The 19,139-nt window shown below is 69.4% G+C and carries 13 protein-coding genes and 1 tRNA gene; 6 read left to right on the top strand and 8 right to left on the bottom strand.

Annotation, left to right across the window (positions count from 1 at the left end; translation table 11 throughout):
• Window positions 1-138 precede the first annotated feature (138 nt).
• From CU044_RS03495 to CU044_RS03485, 3 genes are all read left to right on the top strand, one after another.
• Entirely contained in the window at window positions 139-3,372 is a 3,234-nt protein-coding gene (locus tag CU044_RS03495) for a DUF6531 domain-containing protein (RefSeq protein ID WP_129766939.1), read from the top strand.
• Window positions 3,373-3,440: 68 nt separating this feature from the next.
• Complete coding sequence (locus CU044_RS03490) at window positions 3,441-4,865, top strand: RHS repeat-associated core domain-containing protein (protein ID WP_129766938.1); 1,425 nt, start codon at window positions 3,441-3,443, stop codon at window positions 4,863-4,865.
• Between the two features lie 159 nt (window positions 4,866-5,024).
• Window positions 5,025-5,969 (top strand): hypothetical protein, encoded by a 945-nt coding sequence (locus CU044_RS03485; protein WP_240045314.1) that lies wholly within the window; start codon window positions 5,025-5,027, stop codon window positions 5,967-5,969.
• Window positions 5,970-6,208: 239 nt separating this feature from the next.
• Here CU044_RS03485 and CU044_RS03480 read toward each other — a convergent pair.
• From CU044_RS03480 to galU, 7 genes are all read right to left on the bottom strand, one after another.
• Window positions 6,209-6,282: transfer RNA gene (locus tag CU044_RS03480), tRNA-Ala, on the bottom strand.
• Between the two features lie 130 nt (window positions 6,283-6,412).
• Complete coding sequence (gene glpR, locus CU044_RS03475) at window positions 6,413-7,576, bottom strand: gephyrin-like molybdotransferase receptor GlpR (RefSeq protein WP_129766936.1); 1,164 nt, start codon at window positions 7,574-7,576, stop codon at window positions 6,413-6,415.
• 137 nt (window positions 7,577-7,713) lie between these two features.
• Entirely contained in the window at window positions 7,714-8,352 is a 639-nt protein-coding gene (locus CU044_RS03470; protein ID WP_129766935.1) for a GNAT family protein, read from the bottom strand.
• A complete protein-coding gene (locus CU044_RS03465; protein ID WP_129767026.1) occupies window positions 8,349-8,822 on the bottom strand; it encodes a MogA/MoaB family molybdenum cofactor biosynthesis protein in 474 nt (157 codons plus the stop codon). The genes CU044_RS03470 and CU044_RS03465 overlap by 4 nt, the downstream gene beginning before the upstream one ends.
• 167 nt (window positions 8,823-8,989) lie before the next feature.
• Complete coding sequence (moaC, locus tag CU044_RS03455) at window positions 8,990-9,556, bottom strand: cyclic pyranopterin monophosphate synthase MoaC (RefSeq protein WP_129766934.1); 567 nt, start codon at window positions 9,554-9,556, stop codon at window positions 8,990-8,992.
• A 72-nt stretch (window positions 9,557-9,628) separates the two neighbouring features.
• On the bottom strand, window positions 9,629-10,963 hold the full coding sequence (gene glp / locus CU044_RS03450; protein ID WP_129766933.1) for a gephyrin-like molybdotransferase Glp: 1,335 nt from the start codon (window positions 10,961-10,963) through the stop codon (window positions 9,629-9,631).
• A gap of 3 nt (window positions 10,964-10,966) precedes the next feature.
• Window positions 10,967-11,869, bottom strand: a complete 903-nt coding sequence (gene galU / locus CU044_RS03445; RefSeq protein WP_129766932.1) for a UTP--glucose-1-phosphate uridylyltransferase GalU — start codon at window positions 11,867-11,869, stop codon at window positions 10,967-10,969.
• Between the two features lie 115 nt (window positions 11,870-11,984).
• Here galU and CU044_RS03440 point away from each other — a divergent pair, with 115 nt between their 5' ends.
• Window positions 11,985-12,572: a 5-formyltetrahydrofolate cyclo-ligase gene (locus CU044_RS03440; RefSeq protein ID WP_129766931.1), complete on the top strand. Its 588-nt coding sequence runs from the start codon at window positions 11,985-11,987 to the stop codon at window positions 12,570-12,572.
• Window positions 12,573-12,710: 138 nt separating this feature from the next.
• Here the strand turns inward: CU044_RS03440 and CU044_RS03435 are convergent, their stop codons facing one another.
• Entirely contained in the window at window positions 12,711-15,620 is a 2,910-nt protein-coding gene (locus CU044_RS03435) for a penicillin acylase family protein (protein ID WP_193563861.1), read from the bottom strand.
• Between the two features lie 257 nt (window positions 15,621-15,877).
• Here CU044_RS03435 and CU044_RS03430 point away from each other — a divergent pair, with 257 nt between their 5' ends.
• Entirely contained in the window at window positions 15,878-17,464 is a 1,587-nt protein-coding gene (locus tag CU044_RS03430; RefSeq protein WP_129766930.1) for a potassium/proton antiporter, read from the top strand.
• A 328-nt stretch (window positions 17,465-17,792) separates the two neighbouring features.
• Window positions 17,793-19,094, top strand: coding sequence for an MFS transporter (locus CU044_RS03425; RefSeq protein ID WP_240045323.1), 1,302 nt, complete (start codon window positions 17,793-17,795; stop codon window positions 19,092-19,094).
• Window positions 19,095-19,139: the final 45 nt, after the last annotated feature.

The following is a 19,139-nucleotide window of genomic DNA, read 5'->3' as shown; positions in this document are numbered from 1 at the left end:
CACTGAACGGTCCCCGGAAACGCGAGAATCCGGGCCCGTGACAGGGCCGGGAGGACCGGCCGGGGTGGCTCCCCACGTCCCATGACATGCTGAAAGATCGTATGAACTGATTACCAGCAGAGCGGGGGCTGTTGCGTCGTGGGTTACACAATTCCAGAAGGCGTCGACACGATGCTCGATGTGGTCGGTGTGGGGTGGCCCAACGTCGACGAGGACGCCTACCGCGACATGGCCGACGCGTTGCGGGAGTTCGCGGATGATGCCGAAGATGACGCGCACGCCGCCTACCAGCACATCCAGCAGCTGCTCTCCACCGGGCAGAGCGAGTCCCTGACGGCGTTGGACAACCACTGGTCGAAGGTGCAGGGCAAGCACCAGAACCTGGCGAAGGCTTCCCGGACAGTAGCGGGCGCTTTGGACCGGGTGGCGGACATCATCGTGGCCCGGAAGATCGCCGCGGTGGGTGAACTGGCCGACCTGTGCGCCACGGTGGGCGTCACGCTCGCCTTCGCACCCGTGACGGCGGGGCTGTCGACACTCCTGGCCGGTGCCAAGATCGCGGCCACCCGGATCGCGTTCAAGAGGATCCTGAGGGAAATGGCGGAGGCGGCCGTCTCGGAGATCGTGGCGACGCTCACCGAGCCTGCGGTCGCGGCCATCGAGAACATCGTCGCCGACCTGGCGATCCAGACCGCGATGAACGCGGCAGGAGTGCAGGACGGCTACGACACCGACCGGACAGTGCGGGCCGGGAAAGACGGGCTACAGATCAATTCGGCCGGTGGGTCGTCCGGCCCGGCGCCGGGCGGCGGTCCCGAGATCGACCACGATGCGCACGGCAAAGCCGGTATGCACCTGGCCAACGTGCAGATCTCGATGACTGGCAGGACCAAGGACAAGCTCAGCAGAGCCAAGGGCCACCACGGGCGCGCCAAGGGCAAGGACTCCCTGACCGCCGTCCTGGACACCACCATCGAAGGGGTCACGGAAAGACTCGGCAAGGCGCTGAAGGACCTTGGCGACCACGTCGGCAAGACGGTGCCCAACGCCATCACCAGAAGCTCCAAGACCCACAGAAACACCGACCAGGACATCCGAGACCGCGTCAAGAGCATCGTGTCGAACGACGGCAGGGACGAGGGCGGCCTGGGCGGACGCCGCGGCGTCTCGGACGGCGAGCACCGTCGCGGATCCGACAACACACGTGTCAAGCCGAACTCCCTCGACGGCGCCAAGGACGACCCTCGCCGCAACGCCGTCTCGCTGGAGAAGAAGACGTGCAAGAACGATCCGGTCGATGTCGCCACCGGCGAGATGACACTTCCCCAGACAGATCTGTCGCTCCCCGGTGTCCTTCCCCTCGTCCTGCGCCGTACCCACCTGTCCGAATACCGGTGGGGCCGCTGGTTCGGCCGGAGTTGGGCCTCCACCCTGGACGAACGCATCGAACTGGACGCCAAGGGAAAAGGCGCGGTCTGGGCGCGGGAGGACGGCTCCCTGCTGATCTACGCGGGGCTCCCGGCTCCCGGCGACACCGACGGCGTCCAGCCGCTTGAGGGTCCGGACCTTCCCCTGATGTATGAGGGGCAGGACAACGCGTCCACGACGTACCGAATAACCGACCCGTCCTCGGGGTCGACGTGGTACTTCACCGGCAGCCCGTACAACGGGTCCCCCGCGTACTGGCTCAAGGAGGTGAGGGACCGTAACGACAACTATGTGTCCTTCGCACGGCGCCCCGATGGCGCACCTGTCTCCGTGACACACAGCGGCGGCTACCGCGTACAACTGACCGCCGACAGCTCCCGCGTCACCGCGCTCGCCGTGCGCGCTCCCTCCGGACCGGTCACCCTTCTCGACTACGGCTACGACGCGGCAGGCGACCTCACCGACCTGACCGGCCCTGTCGGACAGCCGATGCGCTTCACCTACGATGCCGACGGCCGTATCACGTCGTGGACCGACCGGAACCTCTCGACGTTCCAGTACGTGTACGACGGTGGCCGCGTCGTACGGACCATCGGCCCGGACGGCTTCCTGTCCTCCACGTTCGGATACGGCGTCGAGGCCGAGACCGGCCACCGCGTCGTCCGCTACACCGATTCCACTGGCGCCACCACCGTGTTCCGGCTCAACCACCGTCTTCAGGTGATCGCGGAGACGGATCCCCTGGGCAACACCACCACCCAGGCTTGGGGCCCGGACGGCCATTTGATCTCGCGGACCGACCCGCTGGGCCATGCCACGGAGCTGACATGGGACGACAAGGGCAATCTGGCCTCGGTCCGATTGCCCGACGGCGCCCTGGCCACCGCCCACTACAACGCACTCGGCCTTCCCGTGGAGGTGACGACCGCTGAGGGAGCCGTCTGGCGACAGACCTTCGACGAACTGGGCAACTGCACCAGCACCCGCTCTCCCGACGGGAGTGTCACCCGCTTCACCCACGATCGCACGGGTGCCGTGGCCGGCATCACGGACGCGCTCGGCGGCGTCACCCGTATCCGAGCCGATCGGGCCGGGCTGCCTCTTGAGATCACCGACGCCGGACACCATGTCACCCGCGTCGTGCGCGACCATCTGGGCCGCCCCACGCGGATCACCGACGCCATGGGAGGGACCGAACACTTCGCGTGGGATGCCGAGGACCGGCTGCTTTCCCGGATCCTCAAAGACGGCAGCCGAGAGGAATGGACCTGGGACGGCGAGGGGAACTGCCTCACTCACACCGACGCGCACGGTGGCGTGACAGCGGCCGAGTACGGGCACTTCGACAAGCCGATCACCCGCACCACCGCCGACGGAGCGCGTTACGAGCTGCGATACGACACGGAGCTGCGCCTTGAGCGGGTGACCAACCCACTCGGGCGGTCCTGGGACTACTCATACGACCCGGCCGGCCGGCTCGCCGCCGAGAGTGATTTCGACGGCCGTGAGACCCGGTACACGTACGACACCGCAGGACGCCTCGGATCCCGGACCACGCCGCTCGGCCAGACCTTCACCTACACATGGGATGCCATGGGCCGGTTGGCCGCCCTCGACTCGGGTGGATCCGTCACTCACTACACATACAGCGCCGGCGGTCGGCTGATCGGTGCGCGGTCCCCGGCTTCCGCTCTCACCATGGAGAGGGACGTCATGGGCCGCCTCGTCTCCGAGACCGTTGACGGCCGTACCAGCCGCTACACCTACGACCTCCTGGGCCGCCGTCTGACACGGACCACGCCCACGGGTGCCGTCAGCAGGCTGGAGTACAACGCGGAAGGTGACCGCGTCCGTCTGATCACCGACGGACACGCCCTGGCCTTCACGCACGATGTCCTCGGCCGCGAACTGTCCCAGTCCTGGGCACGCTTCAGACACCCGTAACCCTCGACACCGCCTGGGACACGCGCAGCAGGCCGAGCCATCGGTCACTGACATCGCGCGGCGTCACCTTGCGCGAGCGGCAGTACGTCTACCGGGCCGACAGCTATCCGGTTTCATGGAGCGAGTCGACCGCGGACAGCCGCCGGGACATGAACATATCCCTGGATCCGCTTGGACGCCCGGTCGCCGTCGAGGCCCCGGGCTGGCGGGAGCGCTACACCTACGACGCGGCCGGCAACCAGACAGCGGCCGACTGGCCGGAAGCGAACGGGCATGCGGACGCCCGCGGCCGGCGCGCCTACGACGGCGGACGGCTGATCTCCGCGGGATCGATCCGCTACGAGCACGACGCGGCGGGCCGAGTCGTCGTACGGCGCCGCACCCGGCTGTCGCGAAGGCCCGACACCTGGCGCTACGAGTACGACGCCGAGGACCGCCTCATCGCGTGCACCACGCCCGACGGCACCGTGTGGCGTTACACGTACGACCCACTGGGACGGCGCACGGCGAAGCTTCGTATGGCCGCCGACGGCCGGACAGTCGCGGAGACCGTCCACTTCACCTGGGACGGCACACATCTGGCCGAACAGTCGGATACGTCCACTGGCACCGTGGTGACCTGGGAATACGAAGGCAACAGGCCGCTCGCGCAGTACGAGCGCAGGACGCCGGGCGACGAGGAGACCGACGCCCGGTTCTTCGTGATCGTCTCCGACCTGGTCGGCACACCGACCGAGCTCGTGTCCGAGACGGGCGACACAGCCTGGCGCAGCCGCTCTACGTGCTGGGGCACCACCGCGTGGAACAAGGGAGCGACGGCATACACACCGTTACGTTTCCCGGGCCAGTACGCCGACCCCGAAACCGGGCTCCACTACAACTACTTCCGCCTCTACGACCCCGACACAGCCCGCTACACCAGTCTGGATCCGCTGGGCCTGTCACCCGCGCCCAACCCGTCCACCTACGTCCTCAATCCGTGGACGTGGACCGACCCGTTGGGACTCGCTCCCAAGCGCTGTCAGATGGACGCGTACGACTGGAACGGCGGCGTTCGTTACGGTCGTCTCGATCACCTGGGCCGTCCCACCGGCGTCTACGCGCAGCTCCGTCCGGAGATGCTGCACACCGGTTCGGAGGCCGGCTCCTTGTGGCCACCAGGCTGGCGCGGCAACGGAACGGCCTTCAACGAGGCGCGGGGACATCTGCTCGCCGACCGGTTGGGCGGCGCGGGCAAGGGAAGGCTGGCGTTTCACAACCTGGTGACCCAGACGCAGACGCCGACGAATTCACCGGACCAGCGGGACCAGGTCGAACAGGTCATCTTCGACGCGGTCAAGAAAGGCGAAATCGTTCAGTACAACATCAAGCCGGTCTACGAAGGCAGCAATCCAATCCCGATCCGTATCGACTTCACCGCTTTCGGCAATGACAAATTCAAGTTCACCCACAGTATGGAGAACCCCGCTGCCGGGATTCGAACCGGCGTGTAGCATCCGCGGGGAACAGCAACTGGGAGGAAAGAAGTGACGCGCACCACGCCCGAACGGCCCGTCGATATCGAGGAGGTTTTCCCGGAACTTGTCCGGTACCGTCGCACGAGTACCCGCCTGCACCCCCGGAAAGGCTCTCCGAAGCCTGACGAGAGCTCAGTGGCGGGCCCGTTCCTGTGGCCTTCCGCCGAGCCGTGGCCCGTGTGCACGGCCTCCCACGACAAAAGCACGGGGCACCGGCTGGAGGACGTACGGGAGGAGCGCCGGATTCTGGACGCCGCCTGGCAGCGCGACCCTCGGGGTGAACTGTCGCAGCCCGAACGTGAGGCTCTCTCCGCTCTCCAACCAGGCTTGCACGCCCCCGAGATCGGAACGGAAGATCCCATTCCGCTTCTCGCCGCCGCCCAGTTGTTCACCCGTGACATTCCGGATCTCAACGGCCCCGAGGGGAAGGACCTCCTTCAAGTCTTCTGGTGCCCGTTCGAGGCCCACGGACCGGACCGTACAGTCGACGTGGTACTGAAATGGCGGCACTCGCAGGATGTGACGGACATTCTCTCGGACATCCCGGAGCCCGTTGTCGTCGGCCGTCAGGAATGCGTGCCCATGACGTGCGTGATCGACCCGGAACAGGTGACGGAGCATGAATACCTCGGCATGCTGAGCCAGGAACTCCAGGAGTCCATCGAAGTATGGGAGGAAGAACTCCTGGACGCCGAGGACGACTCCGAGGACCCCGGCAGCTACGACAGTTACGAGGAATACGAGGCCGCCACCGGCGACGGCCCCGAACAGTCCGAACTCACCTACCAGCACGACCTGTCCATCCCACCGGGATGGAAAGTCGGCGGGTTCGCCTCCTGGCACCTCACAGGGCCGGCTCCGATGACCTGCTCGTGCGGCGTGGCCATGCGGCCCCTGCTGACCGTCCACGACCGCGAGTGGGACAACGGCACGCTGAGCTGGGTCCCGCTCGAGGACCGGGACAGCGTCCACTCGATGGGTGCCAACGTCCCCACCGGCGTCTATCTCGGTCGTGGGCTGATGCGCGTCTTCACCTGCCCTGACGACCCCACACACCCGCACCGGCTCAGCTTCCAGTGAGTGAGGACCGACGCGTCGCGAGACCGTAGGAGCCTGCTTCCACTCCGGCGGTCTCCACGGCAGGCCCGCTTCCCAAACCCCGGGCCTCCGAGACGGACCACTGCGCTTCCCAACGGCCCGGCAGGCTGACTCTCACACCAGCAGGAGCTCAAAACGACGAGATCCCGGTCAGACGATGACCGTCTGACCGGGATCTCGTGAACCGTTCCTGGATGAACCACTGAACGGCCTTGTTGTTGTGGACCTGAGGGGATTTGAACCCCTGACCCCCTCGATGCGAACGAGGTGCGCTACCAGTCTGCGCCACAGGCCCTTGCAACGAGTGAAACTTTAGCACCCTCTCCGCCGTGCTCGGAAATCCGTCAGGGGCTGGTCACCGGGGCACCGTGTCACCGGGCCCGGGGGTGGGCGGGGTGAGCGGGGGCGGGGTGGGGGGCGCTGGGTCACTCGTTGGCCGCTCGGGGGCGGTCGTCCTCGTCGTACTGGTCGAACAGCGGGGTCCTGCCGCGGTCGCGCGTGCGGCGGGGGGCCGGGGCGCGGGGCGGCGGTGGGGGCTCCACCGCGGGCTCCGCCGTGGAGGAGCGGGCCGCGCTCCACGTTTCCGGGTCGCCGACCTCGACGCCGCCGGTGGCCCGGGGAGCGACCGGGGCCGTGACGTACGTGGGGAGCGGGACCGGTACGGGGTCCCAGCTGTCGCCGCTCGCCGGGCCGCGCTCGCGCTGCTGGTCCACCCACTCCGCGTGGTCGGTCTGCTCGACCAGGGCGCGGCGGCCCGCCTCTTGGGGCGAGACCGTGGGCGCGGGGGCAGGCTCGGGGCCGGGTTCGGGCTCCTCGTCCGGCTCGCCCGCGGCGGCCGTCGACGGCTGGTGGCGGCGCGGGCGGTTCTCACGGAGCCGCTGCGCGGCGGCCTCGGCCCTGCGCCGGTCCATGGTGAACGCGAAGCGCCGTCGCTCCTGACCGCGCAGATGCACGATGTACGCGCTCAGGAGTACGGCCGGGACGGCCGGCGCCCAGAGGAAGCCGAGGCCGCCGACCGCCGCGACGACCGTGCCGAGTGTGAAGGCGAGGAAGAGGACCACGGTGGTACGGCGCCGGCGGGCGAGGACCTGGAGGCGCTGTGCGCGCCGGGCGCGTTCCGCCGCGGCGCCCGAGGGCCGTACGCGCCGCTCGGGAGCGCGCCGCCCGGGAGCGGGGGCGGAACGGTCGGGCGCGGGGCGCGCGGGCGCCGGGCGGGACGCCTGGGCGGGACGGGACGCCGGGCGCGCGGCCTCCGGCCTGGCCGGGGCCGGGACGTCCGCGCGGATTTCCATCCGGGCCTCGGTACGGGCCGGGGGCGCGGAGAAGGCCCGGACATCGACGGAGCTGATCGACTCCGTGCGGCTGTCCGGTTCCCGGTCGGGCCCCGCCTCCTCGGCGGTGCGCTCCTGAAGCTCCTTGGCGTAACGGCGCTCCATGGACGCCCGTCCGGACAGCAGCCGGATGGCGGTGCTGAAGCGTTCCGTCGGGCGTGCCTCATTGAGCTCGTCCTGCCTGCGGAGCCACATCGGCACCAAGTAGGCGGCCCAGGCCCCGACAATGACTGCGTAGATCAGGCCGCTGCTGCTCACGGTTCACACCGTAGAGGGGTTCGCACGAGGGCATCCGCCAATTGAGCCGGTGTGTCGCACGATCCAGCTGATAACACTGAATTTTTTTGTGATGGTGCGGATCAGTTTATGGCCATATGCCGATCATTATCGAACACTTATTTCATTTTCTGATCGTTTCCGGTCGCACCTGGTCGGGCCCTGCGCCAGCGACGGAGCAGCCCCTCGGGCACCTCCTCGGCGGTGAGCACATAGATGAGATGGTCCCGCCACGCTCCGTCGATATGCAGATAGCGGGGGCGCAGCCCCTCCTCGCGAAATCCGAGTTTGTCGACCACCCGGCGGCTGGGGCCATTCTCGGGGCGGATACAGATCTCGACGCGGTGCAATCCGACCGAACGGAAGCAGTGGTCCACGGCGAGGGCGACCGCGGTCGGCATGACGCCGCGGCCCGCGACCTCGCGGTCCACCCAGTACCCGACATGACCCGAGCACATCGAGCCCCAGGTGATGCCGGCGACGGTCAGCTGGCCGACGAGCCGGCCCTGGTACTCGATGACGAAGGGCAGCATCCGGCCGGCGTTGGCCTCGCCGCGCAGGTGGCGGACCATCTGACGGTAGGTGGGGCGCTGGGCGACCGGGCCGCCCGGGGGCGGCGGCGGGATGGTCGCCTCCCAGGGCCGCAGCCAGTCGCGGTTGCGCCGGTTCACCTCACGCCACGCGCGCTGGTCGCGCATCCTTATGGGGCGGAGGGTGATGTCTCCGTCCACCAGCATCACGGGCCAGGCCGGGTTCATCCGGAGGTACGGGGGTGGTCGCCGCCGTGGATCTGGTCCACGGCGTGGACGAGCAGCCGGCCGAGCACGGCGAGACCGTCCCGTACCCCGCCCGTCGAGCCCGGCAGGTTCACGATCAGGGTCCGACCCGCCACACCCGCCAGCCCCCGGGAGAGGGCGGCGGCGGGGACCTTCGCGGCGCCCTCGGCGCGGATCGCCTCCGGGATGCCCGGGATCTCGTAGTCGAGCACGCGCCGGGTGGCGTCCGGGGTGCGGTCCGTCGGGGAGACGCCCGTACCGCCGGTGGTGAGGATGACGTCGTACGCGGCGGCGACGCCCTCACGCAGGGCCTGCTCGACCGGATCCCCGTCGGGGACGACCTTCGGTCCGTCGACCGCGAAGCCCAGCGCGGTCAGGCCGTCGGCGAGGATCGGGCCGCCCGTGTCCGCGTAGACCCCGGCGGCGGCGCGGTTGGACGCGGTGACGACCAGGGCGCGGTACGTGGAGGCGGACGGGCCTGCGGACCGGGACGCGGACGGCTTGGCGGACCGGGACGCGGACGGTTCGGTGGGGCTCTCCGAGGCGGACGGGGGGACGGACCGGGAGGCGGACCGCGGCTCGGTCCCGGGACCGGGACCGCCGCTTCTCGCGGGCGTACTCACTCCGCACCTCCGTCCGCCTCGGGGACCGCCGCCCCGGGCGGCACCACCGCCCCGGGCCGGGTCCAGTGCCCCGACCTGCCGCCCGTCTTCTCCTCGACCCGTACGTCCGTGATGACCGCGCCCTTGTCGACCGCCTTCACCATGTCGACCACGGTCAGCGCGGCCACCGAGACGGCGGTCAGGGCCTCCATCTCGACGCCCGTGCGGTCGGTGGTCTTCACCGTCGCGAGGATCTCGACGGCGTCGTCCGCGACCGAGAGGTCGAGCGTGACCCCCGAGACGGCGAGCGGATGGCAGAGCGGAATCAGGTCGGGGGTCCGCTTGGCGCCCATGATGCCCGCGATACGCGCCGTGGCGAGGGCGTCCCCCTTGGGCACTCCCCCGCCCCTGAGCAGTTCGACGACGCGCGGCGAGACCAGCACCCGGCCGCTGGCGCGCGCGACGCGCGCCGTGACCTCTTTCGCCGAGACGTCGACCATGCGAGCCGCGCCCGACTCGTCGATATGCGTCAAGCTGCCTTGCTGAGGGGGTCCGGGGGTCTCCCCCCGGGAAAACACGGTCATTCGCTGTGGCGCTCCCGGTCCGGGCCCGACGGGGCCTGTGTGGGCAGACACGGTACCGCCACCGCGCGGTGCTCAGCCGATCAGGACGACGTCGACCTCCGTGCCGGGCTCCACCGAGACGGACTCCTCCGGGATCACGATCAGCGCGTCGGCATGGGCGAGGGCGGCGATGAGGTGGGAACCGGCCCCTCCCACGGGGGTGATCGTGCCCCCCTCGGCGTCGTACGTACCGCGCAGGAACTGGCGGCGCCCCGCCGGGGACGACAGCGTCTCGCCGGCCGCGAGTGTCGCCCGGACGACGGGGCGGTGCACGTCCTCCCGGCCCATCAGGGCGCGGATCGCGGGGCGGACGAACAGTTCGAAGGAGACGTACGAGGAGACCGGGTTGCCCGGCAGCGCGAGCAGCGGGGTGTGCTCCGGGCCGATCGAGCCGAAGCCCTGCGGCTTGCCCGGCTGCATGGCGAGCTTGCGGAAGTCGACACCGCCGCCCGGCTCGTCCTCGTCGCCGACGGAGGAGAGCGCCTCCTTCACGACGTCGTACGCCCCGACGCTGACGCCGCCCGTGGTGACGACCATGTCGGCGCGGATCAACTGGTCCTCGATGGTGGCGCGGAGTGTGTCGGCGTCGTCGGTGACGGCGCCGACCCGGTACGCGATGGCGCCCGCGTCCCGGGCGGCGGCGGTGAGCGCGAAGCTGTTCGAGTCGTAGATCTGGCCCTCTCCCAGCTCCTCGCCCGGCTGGATCAGCTCGCTGCCGGTGGAGAGCACGACCACGCGCGGGCGGGGTCTGACCCGTACCGAACCGCGGCCGATGGCGGCCAGCAGGCCGATCTGCGGCGGCCCCAGGACCGTGCCCGCCTCCAGGGCCAGGTCACCGGCGCGCACATCGCTGCCGCGCGAGCGGACGTGGTCGCGCGCCTCGGCCGAGCGGAACACCCGTACCTCACCGCTCGATCCCTCACCGCCGGCGCCGGCGGGGCGCATGGCGGTGGCCGCGCCGCCGCCCGCGCCGCCGTCGGTCCATTCCACCGGGACGACGGCCTCGGCACCGGGCGGCAGCGGGGCGCCGGTCATGATCCGGGCGGCCTGCCCGGGGCCGACCTCGGGCAACGCGCCGCTGCCCGCCGCGACATCGCCGATGACGGTCAGCACGGCCGGGAACTCGTCGGTGGCACCCGCCACATCGGCCGTGCGGACCGCGTATCCGTCCATGGAGCTGTTGTCGAACGGCGGCAGAGCCACCGGTACCGTGACGTCCTCCACCAGCACACAGCCCTGGGCGTCGGGCAGTTGCAGCTCGATGGGGTCGAGCGGGTGGACCGCGGCGAGGATGTCCGCGAGATGGTCGTCCACCGACCACAGCCGCTCATGGCCGGCGGCCGGTACCGATTCTGCCGTGCTGCTCAAGTGCTACATCTCCTCGCTGACATAACTGCGGAGCCAGGCGCGGAACTCCGGGCCCAGGTCTTCACGTTCGCACGCGAGTCTGACAATGGCACGCAGATAGTCGCCGCGGTCGCCTGTGTCATAGCGACGGCCCTTGAAAACCACGCCATGGACCGGTCCGCCCACCTTCTCGTCGGCGGAAAGCTGCTGGAGCGCGTCGGTGAGCTGGATCTCACCCCCGCGGCCCGGCTCGGTCTGGCGCAGTATGCCGAAGACGGCGGGGTCGAGGACGTAGCGGCCGATAATCGCGTAATTGCTGGGGGCGTCCGCGGTGTCGGGCTTCTCGACCAGATCGTGCACCTTGACCACATCGGCGTCACCGGTGGGCTCGACGGCGGCGCAGCCGTAGAGATGGATCTGCTTCGGGTCGACCTCCATCAGCGCGATGACGCTGCCGCCCTCACGCTCCTGGATCTCGACCATGCGGGACAGCAGCGGGTCGCGGGGGTCGATCAGGTCGTCACCGAGCAGCACCGCGAAGGGCTGGTCACCGACGTGCGGGGCGGCGCAGAGCACGGCGTGTCCGAGGCCCTTGGGGTTGCCCTGACGCACGTAGTGCATGGTGGCGAGGTCGCTGGACTCCTGGACCTTCGCGAGCCGGCCGGCGTCTCCCTTCCGGGTCAGCGCCTCCTCCAGCTCGTAATTCCGGTCGAAATGGTCCTCCAGCGGGCGCTTGTTGCGGCCGGTCACCATGAGGACGTCGGAGAGACCGGCGGCTACCGCCTCCTCGACGACGTACTGAATAGCGGGTTTGTCCACAACCGGCAGCATCTCTTTTGGAGTGGCCTTCGTGGCGGGCAGGAACCGGGTGCCGAGGCCTGCGGCGGGGATGACAGCCTTGGTGATCCGGGAGGGCGAATGAGTCATGCGGAGTACACTATCCGCGCTTTATAGGCGGAAGATGATACTCCGGTTAACTTTCGTCTCATAAACGATCAGACGCGAGGTTTGTGATGTCCGGTGCGCAATGATGAGTAACGACATGCCCGGAAAGGCCGCGCTGCGCCGCGAACTCCTCGCCCTGAGGGCGCTCCTGTCCAGGGAGGACGCACTCGAAACCGGGGCGGTTCTCGCGCGGCGCGCACTCGATCTGCCGGAGCTCGCCGACGCCCGGACCGTCGCCGCGTATGTCTCGGTGGGGCGCGAGCCCGGCACACGCGCGCTGCTCGACGCGCTGCGTGCGCGGGGGGTACGGGTCCTGCTGCCGGTGCTCCTGGCGGACAACGACCTCGACTGGGCGGAGTACGGGGGCGCGGACCGGTTGGTACCCGCGGGGCGGGGGCTGCTGGAGCCGGACGGTGCCCGGCTCGGCGTGGACGCGGTGCTGGAGGCGGAGGTCGTGCTGCTGCCCGGCCTCGCGGTGGACGGGCGGGGCATGCGGCTGGGGCGGGGCGGCGGCTCGTACGACCGGGTCCTGGGCCGGCTGGCCCGCGCCGGAGCGGAACCCGCGCTGACCGTCCTGCTGTACGAGAACGAGGTGGTCGCGCGGGTCCCGGAGGAGCCGCACGACCACCCCGTACGGGCCGTGGTGACGCCGGGGGGCGTCAGGCGCTTCGACGACCGGCGGTAGCCGCGCCGGTGGCGCCGGTGGCGTCAGGGGCCGCCGACGGCGGGACCGGTGGCGGAGGCGTCAGCGGTACCGGCCTGCGTCCGGGCGCCCAGCGGCGCCGTCGGCATTCCGCTCCGGCTCGGCCCGGCTCGCCCCGGCTCACGATGCGGGCGGTTCGAGCGTGAGGGTGTCGCTCGTCGCGCGTTCCACCGTGTTGACCTTGTACGGCCAGTCGAGCAGCTCGCCCTTGGCCCACTTGTCCGTCTGGTCGGTGTAGTTCGCGCTGTACGCGTGCCCCGAGGCGCCCGTCAGATTGATCCAGCGGGACTTGTCCCAGTCACCGACGTTGACGACCATCCGCATCGACGGCACCCACACGACCTCGTAGCCGCCCGCCGCGTTCCAGCCCGTCGCGTCGACCGCGGCCTCGCCGCCGCCGAGGTTCCACGGGCCGCGGTTGAGCATCTGCTTCAGGAAGCCGGGGCCGCTGGTCCCGAGGGTCTGGTTGTCCAGCTGGAGCTGGTGCAGCCGGCCCCAGCTCCAGCTGGAGACGTCCTTGCCGAGCTTGGCGGTCAGCTCCCAGCGGGCGTCCTCCATGGCGCGCTCGAACAGCTTGTCGCGGGTCTTGGTGGCGCCGTCCCTGCGGCTGCCCGGGGAGCTCCACCAGGCGTTGTCCTCGTCCTTGATGATGCTGCGCACAACCTCGTACCAGCGGTCCCCGCCGTCCGGCTGGGCCGCGTCGGGCGCGCGCTGGCCGCATTCCCGTACCGGCTGTATGTCGTCGTCCGCCGGACCGGTGCTGTCGGCGGGACGGACGTTCAGGCACTCGCCCTTGACGCGCACCTCCTTGGGAAGCTTGTTCCCGAAGGCGAGCTTGAGGACATTGCGCCAGACCGCGTTGAAGTAGGCCGCGGCCCCCGAGTCGGGCTCCTGGGTGTAGTCCCAGCCTTCGAGGAGCTTCTGCGCCTCGCGTACGGACGGGTCCGGGATATCGATCTTGAGCAGATAGGGCATCAGCAGCTTCGCGATCTCGCTGGTGTTGTCCATCTGCATGGTCTGCATGTCGTCGGTCGAGATCTTCCCGCCGTCCTTGATCTTCGACTCGATCAGGTCGTTGATCCGCTGACTGCGGGCGCCGTAGCCCCAGTCCTCGGTCAGCGGGTACGGGTACTTCTTCGAGTCGATGACGGCCTGATTGGCGGTGACGATGTAGCCGCGCTCCGGGTCGTACTCGTATGGCAGCTCGTCGAAGGGGATGTAGCCCTTCCACTGGTACTTCGGGTCCCAGCCCGGAGCCGGCGTGCGGCCGTCGAAGCCGTCCGAGCGGATCGGAATGCTGCCCGGCGCCTGGTAGCCGATGTGGCCCTTGGTGTCGGCGTAGATGAGGTTCTGCGAGGGGACCTCGAAGTGCTCGGCGGCCTTGCGGAACTCGCTGAAGTCCTTGGCCCTGTTGAGCTCGAAGACCGCGTCCATGGACTTGCCCGGCTGGAGCGCCGTCCACTGGAGCGACACGGCGTAGCCGTCGCCGCGGTCCGGGGCGACATCGCCGACCGGGGCCTTCTCGCCGACCTTCACCAATTCGCTGTTGCGGTCCGAGACCAGCGGGCCGCGGTCGGTGGAGCGGACGGTGATCGTCTTGCTCTGGCCGCCGGCGACCTTGATGGTCTCCTCACGGGTCCTGAACCGCTTCTCCTTGTCGCCGTACTGGTAGGAGTCGCCGTTGACCTTCTCCAGGAAGAGGTCGGTCACGTCGGCGCCGAGGTTGGTGAAGCCCCAGGCGATGTCCTGGTTGTGGCCGATGATGACGCCGGGCATTCCGGAGAACGTGTAGCCCGCGACGTCGTACTTGCAGGTCGCCGAGACGCTGCGGCAGTGCAGACCCATCTGGTACCAGAGCGAGGGCAGCTGGGGCGCGAGATGCGGGTCGTTGGCGAGGAGCGGCTTGTCCGTGGTCGTGTACCGGCCGGAGACGACCCAGGAGTTGGAGCCGATACCGCTGCCGCTCGGGCCGAGCAGCTCGGGGATCTCGTCGAGCGTGCCGGAGAGTGCTTCGAGCTGGGAGTTGAAGTCCTCGGTGGCGCCGGACGCGGTGATCGCCCCGCCGGTGCCGGAGTCCGCGCCACTGTCCGTGCCGGTGCCGGTGCCGGTCCCTATGCCGGTGCCTGTGCCTGTGCCTGTGCCCGTACCGGTGTCCGTGCCGCCGGTGCCTGCACCGCTTCCTGTACCGGTGCCGGTGCCGCCCGTGCCGAGGTCCGAGCCCGTGTCACCCATACCGCTTTCCGCGCCGTCGGTGGGCTCGGCCTTGGGGTCGTACTTGCCGGTGATCGGGTCGATCCCGCCCGCGCTGACGATCGGCTTGTTCCGGTCGTACGGATACGACGGGTACAGGTCATCGATCTGCTGGTCGCTCAACCGGCTGGTCAGCAGTGAGCGGTCGATCTCGTCCTGCATGTTGCTGCGCAGGTCCCAGGCCATCGCCTTGAGCCAGGCCACCGAGTCGACGGGCGTCCACTTCTCGGGCTTGTAGTCATTGGTGAAGCTCAGGGCCGCGTACTCGAAGGAGATGTCCTTGCCGTCGCGGCCCTCCAGGTAGGCGTTGACGCCGTCCGCGTACGACTGGAGGTTCTTCTTGGTCTCCGCCGAGAGCTTGGTGTCGTACTCGCGCTGTGCCACCCCGCGCCAGTCGAGGGTGCGCAGGAAGGTGTCGGTGTTGACCTGGCTCTTGCCGAACATCTCGGAGAGCCGGCCGGAGGTCATATGGCGCCGGACGTCCATCTCCCAGAAGCGGTCCTGCGCCTGGACGAAGCCCTGGGCGCGGAACAGGTCCTGGTCGCTGTTCGCGTAGATCTGCGGGATGCCGTAGCTGTCGCGTCTGACATCCACGGGCCCGGAGAGCCCTTTGAGTTCGAGCGTCCCCGTCGTCTGCGGGAAGGAGGCACGGACCGTGCTGACGCCCCAGTACGTGCCGTAGCCGACACCGCCGACGAGCGCCAGCACCAGGACGATCACGATCAGACGGGCGCGTCGCCCCTTCTTTTTGGCGGAAGGGGGGGCTGTGTTGGCGGGCATCGCTGTCCTTCGAGGGGCAGGGTGGTCCTGGAATGCTGGAGCAACCATAGGCGCAGCCGTTCATCGTCCCGGACTCGGTGTCATGTAGTGCGACTCGTCGGACGATCACACAGGTGATCACGCCATGGTTCCCGGCGGATAGCGGCCGGAAGGGAGGCGCAGATCACATCTGCTCGTACTGGCGATCGAAAGCGTCAAGAAAACGTTAAAGATTAGGTAAGGTAACGAAGTACCGGCTGCCGGAGGAACGATCCGGCATGCGCGAGGGGAAGGATCGGCCGCTGTCTGTCCACCATCTCAATGAACTTCTGCTCATCAGCTCCCTCGTGCTGCTGATCGCGGTCGCGGCCGTCCGGATCTCCTCCCGGAGCGGGCTCCCCAGCCTGCTGCTCTATCTCGGGATCGGGGTCGTCATAGGTCAGGACGGTCTCTTTCACGTCAAGTTCGACAACGCCGAGCTGACGCAGGTAATCGGATACGCCGCCCTTGTGGTGATCCTGGCCGAGGGCGGTCTGGGCACCAAGTGGAAAGAAGTGAAACCGGCGCTGCCCGCCGCGGCGGTGCTCTCGACCGTGGGCGTCGCGGTGAGCGTCGGGGTGACCGCCTCGGCCGCCCACTATCTGATCGGTCTCGACTGGCGCCAGGCGCTGATCGTCGGCGCGGTCGTCTCCTCGACGGACGCCGCGGCGGTCTTCTCCGTACTGCGCAAGGTGCCGCTGCCGTCCCGGGTGACCGGGGCGCTGGAGGCCGAGTCGGGTTTCAATGACGCGCCTGTGGTGATCATTGTGGTCGCCCTCTCGGCGTCGGGCCCGGTCGAGCACTGGTACGTGCTGGTCGGCGAGATCACGCTGGAGCTCGCGATCGGCGCGTGCGTCGGACTGGCCGTGGGCTGGGCGGGCGCCTTCGGGCTGCGCCATGTGGCCCTGCCGGCCTCCGGGCTGTATCCGATCGCAGTGATGGCCATCGCCGTCTCGGCGTACGCGATCGGTGCCACGGCACACGGCAGCGGCTTCCTCGCCGTCTATCTCGCCTCGATGATCCTGGGGAACTCCAAACTGCCGCACGCCCCGGCCAACCGAGGGTTCGCCGAAGGGCTCGGCTGGATCGCGCAGATCGGCATGTTCGTCCTGCTCGGACTGCTGGTGACCCCGCACGAGCTGGGGGACGACTTCCTGCCCGCGGTCGTCGTCGGTCTCGTACTGACCATGGTGGCGCGGCCCCTGTCCGTGCTGGTCAGCCTGCTGCCGTTCCGTATCCCCTGGCAGGAACAGGCGCTGATGTCCTGGGCCGGTCTGCGCGGCGCGGTGCCCATCATCCTGGCGACCATCCCGATGGTGTCGAACATCGAGGGCAGTCTCCGGATCTTCAACATCGTCTTCATCCTGGTCGTCGTCTACACGCTGGTCCAGGGGCCGACACTGCCCTGGCTGGCCAAGGCCCTGCGGCTCGGCGATCCCTCCGAGGCCGCCGACCTGGGCATCGAGTCGGCGCCATTGGAGAGGCTGCGCGGCCATCTGCTCTCCGTCGCCATCCCCGCGCACTCGAAGATGCACGGCGTGGAGGTCGGGGAACTGCGGCTGCCCGCAGGGTCCGCGGTGACCCTGGTCGTACGGGACGGCAAGAGCTTCGTACCGCAGCCGGCGACCGTACTGCGCCGCGGCGACGAGCTTCTGGTGGTCGCGACCGATCCGGTACGGGACGCCGCCGAGCGACGGCTCCGGGCGGTCGGGCAGGGCGGAAAGCTGGCCGACTGGCTGGGGACGGGAGCGGGGAACGGTACGGGCGGTGGGGCCGGAACCGGGGCTGGGACAGGGGCCGGGACCGGAAGCAAGCTCCGTTCCTAATCTCAGGCGTACCTTCATGCTGTTCGTTCCTTTCCCAGGTGACATGGTGTTCGTACCTGTACGATGAAGGCACAGTTGATCGACCAACTCTGCCTGACGCAGTGCTGGCGCGACCGTATGGCGGCCGTGGCGTTCCCCGATGTGGGCCCTGGTACCTACCGCAGTTCCGCGCAAGAGGACAGCTCTCGGCGGTGCCCGTACATCCGGGGGCGCGCTACCAGGCGGCAGAAAGGCAAGGACCGTGTCCCACAACACGGTCGACACCACCGAGGGCGGCACCCCGGCCGCGACGCCTCCGGCCGCGACGCCCCGCCCCGGATACGGACGGCTGCTGCGCACGCCCGGCGCCTGGACGTTCCTGCTCCCCGGGTTCGCCGCCCGGCAGCCCTTCGCGATGCTGACGATCGGCATCGTGCTCCTGGTCCAGCACACCACCGGCTCGTACGGCAGCGCGGGAGCCGTCGCCGCGGTGACCGGCGTCTCCATGGCGGTCTTCGCACCCCAGGGCGGAAAGCTCGCCGACCGGTTCGGGCAGCGGGCGGTGCTCGTCCCGGGCGTGCTGCTGCACACGGCGTCCGTCGCAGCGCTGATCGTGCTCGCGCTCGCCGGCGCCCCGCTGTGGGCGCTGTTCCTCGCCGCTGTCCCAACCGGCGCCTCCGTCCCGCAGATCGGCCCCATGGTCCGGTCACGCTGGGCCGCCCTGCTGGGAGGCAGCCCCTCCGGTTCCGGTTCGGGCCCCGACTCACGCTCCGGTTCGGGCCCTGGCTCCCGGCCCCGTGGCGACGCGTCACTGCTCCCGACGGCAGCCGCCTTCGAGTCCGTGACGGACGAGTTCACCTTCGTCATCGGCCCGGTACTGGCGACCGCCCTGTGCACCGGCGTCCACCCGGCGGCCGGACTGATCGCCGAAGCCGTGCTGACGCTGGCCGGAGGGCTGCTCTTCGCCGCCCAGCGGGGTACCCAGCCCAAGACCGGCCGACATGGGGAAGGCGGCTCGGCCGAACCACGGGTCTCCGCGCTCTCCGTGCCCGGTGTGCGGGTTCTCGCCATCTCCTTCCTGGGAATCGGTTCGGTCTTCGGGGGCATGCAGGTCTCGCTGACCGCCTTCTCCGAGGAGATCGGCAACCCCGGTGTGAACGGTCTGCTGTACGGCGTCTTCGCGGCGGGCAACATGCTCGCCGGAATCGTCTGCGGCGCCGTGGCCTGGAAGATCGGGCCGCGTCGCAGGCTGGTGGTCGGATACGCGGGGCTGACGTTGGCCGCGTCAGCACTGTGGGCCGTGCACTCGGTGCCGCTGCTCGCCGGACTGGGACTGCTGGTCGGACTCTGCATCGCTCCCGCGCTGATCACGGGATACACGCTGGTCGAGTCGCTGGTGCCCGCCTCGGCCCGCACCGAGGCGTTCACCTGGCTGACCGGCGCCGTCGCGCTCGGCCAGGCCGCGGCGGTCACCGTCGCCGGACAGCTCGCGGACGTCCATGGCGCGAGCGCCGGATTCCTGGTGCCGCTGGTGGGCACCGCGCTGGCGCTGGTCACACTGATCGCGCTGCGTTCGAGGCTGGCCCCGAAGGCCTCCGGGCTGGTCGCCGCACGTGGGATGAGTCACCGCCTGCCGGTGACAGTGGACTGATCGCGCGGAATACGTCACTATGGAGCGTCGTTAGCACTCATTGAG

The sequence above is a fragment of the Streptomyces sp. L-9-10 genome (genome assembly GCF_004151105.1).
In the GTDB taxonomy this organism is placed as follows: domain Bacteria; phylum Actinomycetota; class Actinomycetes; order Streptomycetales; family Streptomycetaceae; genus Streptomyces.
Note: the sequence above shows the minus strand (reverse complement) of the source record. Positions and strands in the feature narration are given on the sequence as shown.